Annotated in this window: 8 protein-coding genes and 1 pseudogene; 2 read left to right on the forward strand and 7 right to left on the reverse strand. The window is 72.7% G+C overall.

Annotation, left to right across the window (positions count from 1 at the left end):
- Positions 1–219 precede the first annotated feature (219 nt).
- Entirely contained in the window at positions 220–876 is a 657-nt protein-coding gene (locus ABEB28_RS26135; RefSeq protein ID WP_345730853.1) for a PadR family transcriptional regulator, read from the reverse strand.
- A 65-nt stretch (positions 877–941) separates the two neighbouring features.
- Here ABEB28_RS26135 and ABEB28_RS26140 point away from each other — a divergent pair, with 65 nt between their 5' ends.
- Positions 942–1616, forward strand: coding sequence for a maleylpyruvate isomerase N-terminal domain-containing protein (locus tag ABEB28_RS26140; RefSeq protein ID WP_345730854.1), 675 nt, complete (start codon positions 942–944; stop codon positions 1614–1616).
- A gap of 1 nt (position 1617) precedes the next feature.
- Here ABEB28_RS26140 and ABEB28_RS26145 read toward each other — a convergent pair whose 3' ends face one another.
- The 5 genes and pseudogenes from ABEB28_RS26145 to ABEB28_RS43210 all read right to left on the reverse strand — a co-directional run bounded on the left by ABEB28_RS26145 (position 1618) and on the right by ABEB28_RS43210 (position 9543).
- Entirely contained in the window at positions 1618–3108 is a 1491-nt protein-coding gene (locus tag ABEB28_RS26145; RefSeq protein ID WP_345730855.1) for an FtsX-like permease family protein, read from the reverse strand.
- Between the two features lie 4 nt (positions 3109–3112).
- Entirely contained in the window at positions 3113–3931 is an 819-nt protein-coding gene (locus tag ABEB28_RS26150; RefSeq protein WP_345730856.1) for an ABC transporter ATP-binding protein, read from the reverse strand.
- Positions 3928–4530: a PadR family transcriptional regulator gene (locus tag ABEB28_RS26155; protein WP_345730857.1), complete on the reverse strand. Its 603-nt coding sequence runs from the start codon at positions 4528–4530 to the stop codon at positions 3928–3930. Before ABEB28_RS26155 ends, ABEB28_RS26150 begins: the two co-directional genes overlap by 4 nt.
- Positions 4531–4750: 220 nt before the next feature.
- Positions 4751–7093, reverse strand: coding sequence for a helicase-associated domain-containing protein (locus ABEB28_RS26160; protein WP_345730858.1), 2343 nt, complete (start codon positions 7091–7093; stop codon positions 4751–4753).
- Positions 7094–7222: 129 nt separating this feature from the next.
- Positions 7223–9543 (reverse strand): annotated as a pseudogene (locus ABEB28_RS43210) (MMPL family transporter).
- 195 nt (positions 9544–9738) lie between these two features.
- Here ABEB28_RS43210 and ABEB28_RS26175 point away from each other — a divergent pair.
- Positions 9739–10455, forward strand: coding sequence for a TetR/AcrR family transcriptional regulator (locus tag ABEB28_RS26175; RefSeq protein ID WP_345730861.1), 717 nt, complete (start codon positions 9739–9741; stop codon positions 10453–10455).
- A 114-nt stretch (positions 10456–10569) separates the two neighbouring features.
- On the opposite strand, the gene ABEB28_RS26180 is transcribed toward ABEB28_RS26175, so the two are convergent.
- The coding region (locus tag ABEB28_RS26180; protein ID WP_345730862.1) for an ATP-dependent helicase C-terminal domain-containing protein at positions 10570–11657 on the reverse strand (1088 nt) is incomplete at its 5' end.

An 11657-nucleotide genomic window follows, 5' to 3' on the forward strand; every position in this document is an offset into this window, starting at 1 on the left:
CCCGGTCGGTCGCCGCCGCCACAGGAAACACCGCCGTCACTAGCGCCTCTCGATCCCCCACCGGCCTCCGGCCGACCGTACCGGTGAACCCCGTCCGGACGGCAGGGGTCCAGCGCTACCTCACCCGAGCGAATGAGGTTTCATGGGCCACCTGACTGACCAACGACCCATGGCAAGCACAACCGGAGTTCGCGCCCTCGCGACGAGCGAGAATTTACGTCATTCGGCCTCGCGCCCGTTCAGCGACGCGACCCGACGCTCGTAGCGCTCGATCATCGCGGTCAACGCGCGCCGAGAGTCGTCGGTCAGGCCGACGTTCCGGACGCTCGGCCAACTGTCGATCTCGGCTTCGGCGGCGTCGCACCAGTCGAGCATCGCCTCGGCGAAGTCGGCGTAGAAGCGGGCCAGCAAGCCGACGAGGTGCGCCCGCTCCGGGAACGGGCCACCACCGTCCAGATACCCGCGCATCTGCTCGACACCGACGCCGTAGGTCTCGGCGACCGCGTCCCGGGTGGCTCGGACAGCTCGCCGGGCGTCCGCCCGGTCGCCCTGGTCGGCGAGCAGCAGCCGGAGCAACCCCTCGATCTCCAGTTGCGGGGCGGCCGGCCGGGTGGCGAGCCAGTTCCTCAGTGCCTCCCGGCCGGCCGGGGTGATCGCGTAGGACGTGCGCTCCCGGTTGCCCGTGCGCTCGGTGGTGGCGGTGGCGTACTCCCAGCGGACCAGGCGCTTGACCTCGGCGTAGATGTGCGCCTCGCTCCTCGGCCAGAACAGCCGCATGCTGCGTCTGGCCTGGCGGGTGAGGTCGTAGGCGGTCCAGGGGCGGAGCGCGAGCAGGCCGAGCAGCGCGTAGGAGCTGGTGGTGGGTTCGGTGGGCATCGACGGTTGACACTACTCCAAGCTGGAGTAATGGTAGTACTCCAAACTTGAGCATTGGAGGCTCCGTGACCGAACTGCGGCAGGAGATCGAGGCGGCGTTGCCACGGGCGCACGAGCGATTCGTCTCGCTGGTGCGGAGCGTGGATCCGGCCTCGGCGGTCCGGACCGTGCCGGCGTGTCCGGACTGGTCGGCCGCGGACCTGGTCGCGCACGTCCTGACCGTCTACCGTCGCGCGTTGGGCGACCGGCGCCGCAGCGCGACGCCGGAGGAGACCGCTGCGCTGAACGCGCAGTGCCTGGCCGAGACGCCGGAGCGCGGCCTGGCCGCCCTCGCCGATTTGCTCGACGCCGACGGCCCGGCGAGCTTCGCCGTGCTGCGCAGCTTCCCCGACGACCTCAGCTTCCGGTTCCACGGCGGTACCCGCACCACGGTGACGCCGGTGAGCGCGGTGATCCTCGGCGAGGTGCTGATCCACGGTTACGACCTCGCGGAAGCGACTGGCTCCGACTGGGCGATCACACCGGACGAAGCGTCGCTCGTCCTGCACGCGGCGAACCTCCCAGGGCCGGACGGCCTGCCGCCGCTCTTCACGATGTGGCTGGAGCCGGGCGGCGAGACGTTGCTCGCCGCCACGGCCGCCACTGGCGACCCGGTCGGTGCGCTGACGACGCTCTACCGCCGCACCGCGCCGACCACCCCCGAGTTGGTCGCCCTCGCCGGATACCTCCGGCCGCTCTGAGTTACGTCGCCCGCAGCTCGGTGATCGCCGTCGCGCGGCGCAGCAGGAGCAGACCGAGCGCGCAGATCACCAGCGTGACGACCACCGCACCGACGCTCAGCACGGTGAGCCCGCTCCACGGGATCATGTTCTGCAGCTCGACGGTGACCGTCCGCACCGGCGCCTGATGGGCCGGGTCGGCGCACCAGGCGTCGACGTCGACGCCGGTCGGTGGCGTGCAGCCCCCACCGACCTCCTGCTCGTAGACCCCGGGCCCGGCCACGGCCCGGGCCGCGATCGCCCCGGTCGCCGCCGCGAGCAGGACCCCCGGGACGAGCGGCAGCGCGGACTGCCAGAGCAGCGCCCTGGCCAGTACCCCGGTCGGCGTGCCCTGGGCGGTCAGCGCCGCCAGCGTTCGGCGACGTTCCAGTACCTGCTCCACGGTCGCGATGAGCAACCCACCGGCCGCAACCACGATCGCGACCCAGACCGCCAGTTGGGTCAGTGCGAACGCCCGGTCGTAGAACGCGTCCCGCGGCCCGTACTCCTCTCCCACCTGGCGGGAGACCTGCTCCTGGGCGGCCCAGTTGGCGGCGAACACCGCCCGCATCGTGAGCGCACCGGCACCGAGCAGCACGGCCGCGAGCACCGCGGGCAGCGTCCGGCTGGCCGCCCAGGGGTCCGCGACGAGACGACGTCCGGCGAGCAGTAGCGCAGGACTCTTCGCCCGCGATGCGATCCGGCGTCCGATCGCCGCGGAGACCGCTGCACCGCCGGTCACCAGCCCGAGGAGTGCCACCATGAGCAGGACGACCTCCAGCAGCAATATCCACCACAGCCCCAGGTCGGCACCGAACCAGTCGAGGAGCAGGGCGTTGCTGGTCAGGGCGGCCGTTCCGCCGACGAACAGCACGGCGGGCAGCACCCGCGGCGGCTGGCTCGGACGTCGCCGGACCACCCCGAACGGGGTCAGCGTGCTGCGGCGGAGCGCGAGTGCCGCGAGTGCGGCGCCCAGAACCGGCACCACCACCGCGATCGCGAGCAGCGCCCACCACGGCGGGAGCACGTCGGTCGGCAACGGACGCGGTGGCTGCGGCCGGTCGAGCAGGACCCGTCCGATCAGGTAGACCGCGAAACCGATGACCGTGCCGACGGCTGCGGCCAGCCCGGTTTCGGTCGCCGCGACGGCTGCGGCCTGGCCCGGCGTCGCACCGGACATCCGGTAGTCGGCGAGCCGCCGGTCGCGGGCGGGTGCGCCGACCCGGACGCACTGTCCGACGAAGGACAGCACCGGGACGCCGAGCAGCAGGAGCGCCACGGTGACGCCGGGGCGCAGACCGGGCTGGGCGAGCAACCCGTTGGTGTACGGCGCGTCCCCCTCGATCGAGAGCACGGTCGCGGCCGCGAGCAGCAGCAGGGTGGCGAGCACACCACCGAACGCGGTGAGCACGATCCGCAGACCGTCGAGCCGACCTCCGGTGACCGCGAGACGAAGCAGTACGGACGGACGCATCTGTTCAGCCCTTCTCGTCGTCGAACGTGCCCACCGGCTGCGAGTCGTCGTACTCGGCGAACAGCCGGGAACCCGGCCGGGCTCCTGCGGTCGGGGCCGAGGTGAGCCCGTCGTCGGCCACGGTCCCGTCCCAGAGCGCGATCTCGCGCTGCGCGTAGGCCGCGACCTGCGCCTCGTGGGTGACGATCAGCACCGCGGTGCCGTTCTCCTTGGCGACCCTGGTGAGCTGGGTGAGCAGCTGCTCGCCGGCGAGCGAGTCGAGCGCGCCGGTTGGTTCGTCGGCGAACAGCACCCGCGGTTCGGTGACCAACGCCCGGGCCACCGCGGCGCGTTGCTGCTGGCCGCCGGAGAGCTCTCCCGGGTAACGCTCGCCCAGGTCGGCGACGCCGAACCGGTCGAGCCACTCGGACGCCGACCGCAGCGCCGCCTTCCGGCGGGCGCCACCGAGCAGCAGCGGCAGGGCGACGTTCTCCTCCACCGTCAGTTCGGGCACCAGCTGGCCGAACTGGAACAGCACTCCCAGGTCGGTGCGGCGCAGCCGGGAGCGCTCGGACTCAGACATCCGGCTGATCTGCTGACCGCCGAAGTTGACCTCCCCGGCGTCCGGGACGAGCACACCCGCCAGGCAGAGCAGCAGCGTCGACTTGCCGGAGCCGGAGGGCCCGGTGATCGCCACGATCTCGCCGGCCCGGACCGCGCAGGAAACCCCGCGCAACGCGGGCGTCTTGCCGAACGCCCGCACCAGGTCGGTTCCGGTCAGGACGGTCGGGGCGTCGGGGGTGGCGGCGTCGCTCGTCTCGGCGTGAGCAGCGGTCGGGGTCATCGAGGTACCTCCGTCGAAGTCCGGTCGGGGGTGGGAGGGTGGTCGAAGTTGGGCCGGACCTCCTGGCGCAGGGCGCTCATCCGGGACAGGGTCAGGTCGATCCAGCGCAGGTCCGCGTCGAGATGGGCCAGCGCGTAGTCGGCGGCGAGCACCGCGCCGACCGACGCGTCCGCGGCGGTCTTCGCCGCGGTGAAGTCACGCATGCGGGCCAGGTGCGCCCGGCGCTGGGCGCGCAGGTACGCGACCGCGAGGCCGCCCTCCGCACCGGGCGCCTCGTCCGCGAGCAGCGCCGCGACCACCTTGGTGAAGAGCGAGTTCGCGACGTGGGGTGCGGGCGGCTCAACGACGTCCAACCAGTCGCGCAGCGCCGCCCGTCCGGCGTCGGTGATCGCGAAGACCGTGCGATCGGGGCCGTCGACGCGTTCGACGCCGGCCTCCTCGGCGAGTCCGTCGCGGGTGAGGCGTTCGAGCGTCGAGTAGACCTGCCCGAACGCGAGCGGACGCGCTTTCGGGAACCGGGCGTCGTAGGCGCGCTTCAGGTCGTAACCGTGCCGGGCCCCGGTGGCCAGGAGTGCGAGCAGTACCTGTGGCGTGGACACGCCCCCCACTATTCACTGAGTGAATAGAAGCGTCAAGCGACTACTGCACACCGCCTCGCGCAGAGTTCTGGCATGGAGCCCGCTGAGGGCGGGGCTGGCAGTCGAGCGCGAGCCCAACCCCGTCTCGACCGGTCGCGCACAGGCACACGAGCCGACGTATTTCAGGCCGCCTCGACCTAGCTGTGTCTCAGGGCCTCGCGCTCGCCTGTCAGCGTCGTTCTCAGCGGGCCGCGCTGACCGACTGAATTCGGCTCAGGATGAACATTCGTTCGGCGGTGCGGAGGCGGCACCAGGCGATGACGGCGTCGCCGGTGAGCTCGGCGTTCTCGATCACGCGAGTGGACGGGCGGCCGGTCGCGCTCACGTAGTCGATCTGCACCGGCGCCCCGGTCTCGATCGCGTTCACGAGCACGGCTCGCTCGGCCGCGGACAGCGCGTCGGCCTGCAGCGCGACGACGCGCTCCGGCCGGCGGGACTCGGCGGTCGCGGGTGCGCGGGTGGGTGTCGGGTCCGGCGGCGGCGCGACCGGAGCGGCGAGCAACCGCTCCGCCACGGCCGGGGCGTCCACCGAGAGGCCGCCGTTTTCGGAGTGCGGTGGCCACGGATCGGGGGCGGTCGCGCGCCGGCGAACTCGCCGCTCGACCCGCGCACCACCGCCCTCCGTCAGACCGGTCGGCGCGTACCCCGACTCCCGGAGCGCCGCCAGCGTCGCCTCCGGGTCGGCCGCCGAGACGAGCACGGTCGGCGCCACCGCCCGCAGCCGCAACGCCCGCAACGACTTCGTCGCGACCAGCTCCGCGAGCAACGCCGGGTCGTCGGCGGACACCACGCTCCCGGCCGGCGCGACCCGCACGTGTCCGTGCCGCCGGGCGACGTCCCGCACCAGGTACTCCAGTGCCTGCGGCAACCCGCCGGTCGCGACCGCGGCCAAGTCCGTCAGCAACGCGTCCGCGTCGACCCCGGCGTCCAGCGCCGCCCGCACGCTGGCGGCGGAGAACCGCCAGATCGACGCCGCCCCAGCGGCCTCCCGCTCGGCTGCACTGTCCAGCAGCGCCGCCAGCCCGGCCGCCGGGACCCCGGCCACCACCGCGGACAGATCGGACTGGAACGTCGCCGCGGTCACCGGCGTCGGCACCAGACCGGACGAGGCGACGGCCAGCCCGTCCGGATCGCTCGCCAGCCCGACGACCAGCGCCCGGGCCAGCGGCGTCGCGGCCCCGAGCGCGACGACGCCGTACCGCTCCGCCTCGGCGAACGCCACCGCGGTGCGAGCCGGCAGGGTCTTCTGGTCCGCCGGGGTCGGCACCACCGCGATCGGGTGGCGCCACGACAGCACCGCCGCCACCGCGTCGACGACGTCGGCGCGGGCGCCGACCGGGAGCTCGGTGAGGTACTCGACCAGCCGAGTTCGTAGCGGCGCGCCGTCGAACTCCGACCACCACCCGGCCAACAGCGTCGCCAGACGCGCGGCCGGCTCGGCCTCCCGCCAGGCGTCCGCCCGCTCGGTGAGCGTCACGACCCCCTCGTCGGAGCCGAGCAACCCGGCACCGGACGCGACCGACAGCAGCCCACCGAGGGCGTCCTCGGACAGTCCGAGAGCCTTCACCGCGCGTTTGGCCTCGCGGACCGTCACTCGCCCGCCCTTGGTGGTGCGCAGCGGTGTCCGGTCGCAGAAGTCGAGCAGGCGCTCGGTGTCGGCCAGCGTTTGGGTGGCCGCCGCCGTTCCGGCCGACAGCAGATCCGCCCCGGCGACCACTCCGGACACCGGCGAGGGCGGCGGCGCGGTGAACGGAGCCCGGTAGTCAGGACCGCGCAACGCCAGCCCGGCCTCTCCGGGTAGCTCGACCTCGTCCCAGCTGACCTGGGCCAACAAGCCGCGTTCCAGAGCCCAGGCGACCGGGCCGCTCCCCTCGAACGGCCCCCAGCCGCCGAACCGACTGGGGACGCCGCCTAGCCGCGGCCCGTTCCACGCCAAGTCCCGCAGCAGCTCACGGACGTCCGCGGGCGCGTCGGCGACGAACGTGCGCACCGCCTCCCCGTCGGCGAACGCGGTCGTCACCTGGTCGACCAGCTCGTCCTTGCGCCGAGCCGGCTCGTCCACCCACACCTCGGCCATCGCGCGGAGGCGGTCCACGCCGAGCACCGGCAACACGTCGGCCAGCCGGACGCCCAGCCCGAGCGGCTCCGCGAGCAGGCGCAGCGGCGCCGCGAGCACGAGCGCCCGGTCGTGACCGCGGACGACCAGCGCCAGGTCGCCCAGCGTCCGGAGCGTCTCCTGGAACAGAGCGACCCGATCCGGGTCCGACTCGTCCACATCGAGCAGTGCGGCGAGCCCCGCTTCGGTGCTGACGCCGCCGAGCGCGGCCATCGCTTCGGCGACCTGCAGACCGGCGCGGCTGATCCGGGCGAGCGCCCGCTGCACCGAGTGCACCGCGGACAGTCGCTCGGCCAGCTCGGTCAGCGTCCGCGGCTCCGGCCACGCCGCCGCGTCCGGGCGGGCGGCGATCAGCTCGGCGAGCGCCGCCCGGTCGAGCCCGCGGACGTGTGCGACCAGGTGGTCCACCGGGGCTCCTCGGTCCGCGGCCGGGTCGGCGACCCGGGTTCCCTACGCTGGAGAAGACCCACGGTAGCGCGCTGCGGAGCACGTCGAAGGCCCGCTCCGCGAGCAGAACTCGCGGAGCGGGCGGGTGGATCAGCGGCCAGCGCCGACCGGAACGGGAGCCGGTGGCGGTGCGTCCTCCTCGCGGATGCCGTACCGCGAGTAGAGGCGGCGCAGCGGTCGTGGTGCCCACCAGTTCGCATCGCCGAGCAGGCGCATCGTGGCCGGCACCAGCAGTGCCCGCACGATCGTGGCGTCCACCAGCACCGCGATCAGCATCGCGACGCCGATCAGCTTGATGAACGTGATCCCGGAGATCGAGAACAGCGCGATCACGACCAGGATCAGCAGCGCCGCGCTGGTGATGATCCGGCCGCTGCGCTGCAGCCCGGTCGCGACCGCGGTCGTGTTGTCGCCGGAGCGGTCGTACTCCTCGCGCATCCGCGACATCAGGAACACCTCGTAGTCCATCGAGAGCCCGAACACGATCGCGAGCACCAGGATCGGCTGGGTGGCTTCCAACGTCCCGGTCGGCGTGAAGTTCAGCAGGTCGGACAGGTGGCCGTCCTGGAAGATCAGCACCAGCGCGCCGAACGACGCGGCCAGCGACAGGACGTTCATCACGATCGCCTTGATCGGCAGCACCAGCGAGCCGAACGCGAGGAACAGCAGCACGAACGTCGCACCGACGATGATCAGGGCCATCCAGGGCAGGCGGTCACCGATGGTGCTCAGCTGATCGGTCAGCACCGCGGTCTGCCCGCCCACCAGCACCTCACCGCCGGGCGGCGGTGGGACGTCCCGGATCCGGGTGACCAGGTCGCGGGACTCGGCGGAGATCGGGTCGCCCTCGTAGGTGATCGTGACCCGGGTGGTGTCGCCGTTCGCCCCGGTCGGCTCGGCGCCGGTGACACCGTCGACGTTCCGGACCGCGGCGACGTACTGCGCCAGCCCGGCCGGATCGCCCTCTCCGGCTCCAGCGGGCACCGTCACGATCGCCTCGATCGGCGACTGGCCGTTCCGGACGAAGTCCTCGTCCAGCGTCTCGGAGANGTGACACCGTCGACGTTCCGGACCGCGGCGACGTACTGCGCCAGCCCGGCCGGATCGCCCTCTCCGGCTCCAGCGGGCACCGTCACGATCGCCTCGATCGGCGACTGGCCGTTCCGGACGAAGTCCTCGTCCAGCGTCTCGGAGACCACCCGACTCTCGGTGCCCTCCGGTAGGGCGCGCGTGTCGATGCCGCCGAACTCCACCCGGAGGAACGGCGCGCCCGCCAGCAGCAGCACCGCTAGTACGCCAACCGCGTAGAGGACCGGACGCCGCATGATGCTGTGCGCCAGCCGGTACCAGACCCCGTGTTCGACCTCGGTCACCCGCGGGCGCCGCCGGAACCACTTCCGGATCGAGAGCGCGTCCACCCGGTGACCGAGGACGCCGAACAGCGCCGGCAAGACGGTGAGTGCCGCGACCATCGCGATCACCACGGCGGACAGGCCGCCGAGCCCCATCGAGCGCAGGAACGGCAGGGGGAAGATGAGCAACCCGGCGAGCGAGACCGCGACCGTGACACCGGAGACCGCGACGGTTCGGCCCGCGGTCGCCATCGTCCGCGCCACCGCGTCCTCGACGTCCAGACCGCGCCCCAGCTCCTCCCGGAACCGGCCGACCATGAACAGGCCGTAGTCGATCGCCAGCCCCAGGCCGAGGATCGTCACGACGTTGACGGAGAAGATCGAGACGTCGGTCAGGTAGCTCAGGCCGCGCAGCGCGGTGAACGCGCCGAGGATGGCGAGTGCTCCGACCGCGAGCGGCAGGCTCGCGGCGGCCAGGCTGCCGAAGATGATCACGAGCAGGATCAGTAGCACCGGCATCGACAGCGTCTCGGCGCGGGCGATGTCGGCCGACACACGTTCGTTGATGTCGCGGTTGACCGCGGTGGGGCCGCCGACCTTCGTCTCGAGGCCGGGCACCGCCAGCTCGTCCTCGATCTCCTCGAGTCCCTTGGTGCGCTGCTCCTCGTCGCCGGCGAGCGTCAGGACCGCGTACGTGGCCTGCCGATCGCTGCTGACCAGCGCCGGGCTCTTCGTCGTCCAGTACGTGGCGGTCCGGGTCACCACGCCGGTCGGCAGGTCCGCGAGCGTGCGGGTCACCGCCTGCTGGAAAGCCGGATCGTCGACGGTCTCCCCGGAGCTCCGGTAGAGCACGAGCACGTCGGTGCCATCGCGTCCCAGCGCCGCTTCGGCTCGGGCGTCCGCGCGGGAGCTCTCGCTGGCGGGGTCTTCGAAGCCGCCGCTGATCAATTTGCCGAAAACCTGGGTTCCCCAGACCCCGCTGAACACCACGAAGGCCGCCGCCAGGCCGATCACCCACCACCGGCGACGAACCATCGTCCGACCCAGTCGCTCGAACATCGCTGCCCCCTCGGGCACTCATTGCGATTCATGATCGCAGTGCGAACACTGTAAGCTGCGTACGACCGACAATGTTGCATACAGCGTTCACAGAAGCAATGCTGTTTTCAATGCGATCACCGTTCGCTGCACGACTCGTGTTCGCTGCCGCGTTAGGCTCTGCACTTCGATCGCGCGATACGTCAGGGAGGTCCGGTGGCTGCTCCGCTCACCCGCCGCGAACGGCTCCGGGCCGAAACGGTCCAGGAGATCCAGAGCACCGCGCGGCGGATGCTGGTCTCCGAGGGCTACGACGGTCTTTCGCTGCGCGCGATCGCACGGGCCATGGGCATGTCGGCACCGGCCCTCTACCGCTACTACGCGAGCCGGGAAGAGCTGATCGCGGCGCTGGTCACCGCGCTGAAGGTCGAGATGACCGAGACCCTGCTCCGCGCCAGGGACGCTCAGCCCGACCTGCCGCACCGCATGCTCGAGACGTGCCGGGAGTTCCGGCGCTGGGCGGTCGAGCACCCGGCCGAGTTCACGCTCGTCTTCACGGCCTCGGCGATCGGGTTGGACCGGCGGCCGAGCCCCGCCGACGATGCCGGCGAGCAGTTCGGGCAGGTCTTCGCCGAGCTGATCACCGAGCTGTACCTGACCAGGCCGTTCCCCATCCCGGCCGACGACGAGATCGACGAGCCGCTACGGGTCCAGCTCCAGGAGTGGTGCGACGACTTCCCGCAGCCGCTACCGCTCGGGGTCAGCCAGGTGTTTCTCTCCTGCTGGATCCGGCTCTACGGCACGGTGTCGATGGAGGTGTTCCGACAGCTGGAGTTCGCGCTGACGGACGCCAACCCGATGTTCGAGGCGGAACTCCACGGCCTCGCCCAAACTCTCGGCGTCCCGGATTGGTACTACCCGCCTACCGCCTGACAGCGCCGTAGGCGCTCCTGTATCTCGGACCTGGAGCCCGTCCACGGCGGCGCTGGCAGTCGAGCGCGAGGCCGCCGCGACCTGGCTGTTGTCTCAAGGCCTCGCGCTCGCCTGTCAGCGCCGTCGTGGGCGGGCCGTGCAGGGATCATCTGGCCAGGGATGCTTCGGATAGCGGCCGCGGAGTTCGGCGCGGACCTGGGGGTATCCGGTGCGCCAGAACGACGCGAGGTCGGACGTCACCGCGACCGGACGCCCGGCCGGCGAGAGCAAGTGCAGCCGCACCGGCACCCGCCCGCCGCCCACCGTCGGCGCCTGCGCCCACCCGAACGCCTCCTGCACCTTGACCGCGAGCACCGGCGCGTCCGGGTCCCCGTAGTCCACCCGGATGCGCGACCCGCTCGGCACCGGGAGCCGCTCCGGCGCCAACTCGTCCAGCCGGGTCGCCTCGGGCCACGGCAGCAGCCGCCGGAGCGCGGCGCCCGCGTCGATCGCCGCCAGGTCCGTACGCCGCCGGACGTTCCCCAGGTCGGGGCCGAGCCACTCCGCCGCCCGCTCCAGCAGCGATTCGTCGTCCACCGCCGGCCAGGGCGGTCCGACGGCCGCCGCACAGAACGCGAGGCGTTCCCGCAGGGCGCGCGCGTCGGTGTCCCACCGCAGCCGGTGCAGGCCTTCTGCGCGGACGCCGTCCAGCACCGCGTCGATGCGGGCCTGCGGGTCCGGGGCGAGCCGACGTTCGGCGAGCTCGATCGCGCCGAGGCGGTCGACCGTGCGGGCGATCAGCTCGCCATCGCCCCACCGCACCTCGTCGGCGCTGGTCAGCAACGCCGCCCCGGCCTCGGTCGCGGTCGGCTCGTCGACCGCGGCAGCGAGCCGGATCCGAGCCGACGCATGGCCCGGTGACCGGTCGGCGCTCGCGATCGCCAGCCAGGGGACGCCGGTCAGCGGTGAGCCGTCCGGCAGGTCGGCCGCCGTCCCACCGGCCATCAGGTAGGTGCGGCTGCTGGCCGTCCGTACACGTGCCAACCGCTCGGGGTACGCCAACCCGACGATCAGCCCCGCCGCGAGGTCGTCCCGGAGTCCGCGCCCCCGAGCCCTCTTGCCCACCGAAGATCCGGAAGAGCTGCCGCCGGGCTTGCCGCCCGCACCACCGTCGCCGTCCGGGCCGCCCGGGCCGCCCGGGCCGTCCGGGCCGGTCGCGCCGT

This window comes from Cryptosporangium minutisporangium, assembly GCF_039536245.1.
Classification (GTDB): domain Bacteria; phylum Actinomycetota; class Actinomycetes; order Mycobacteriales; family Cryptosporangiaceae; genus Cryptosporangium; species Cryptosporangium minutisporangium.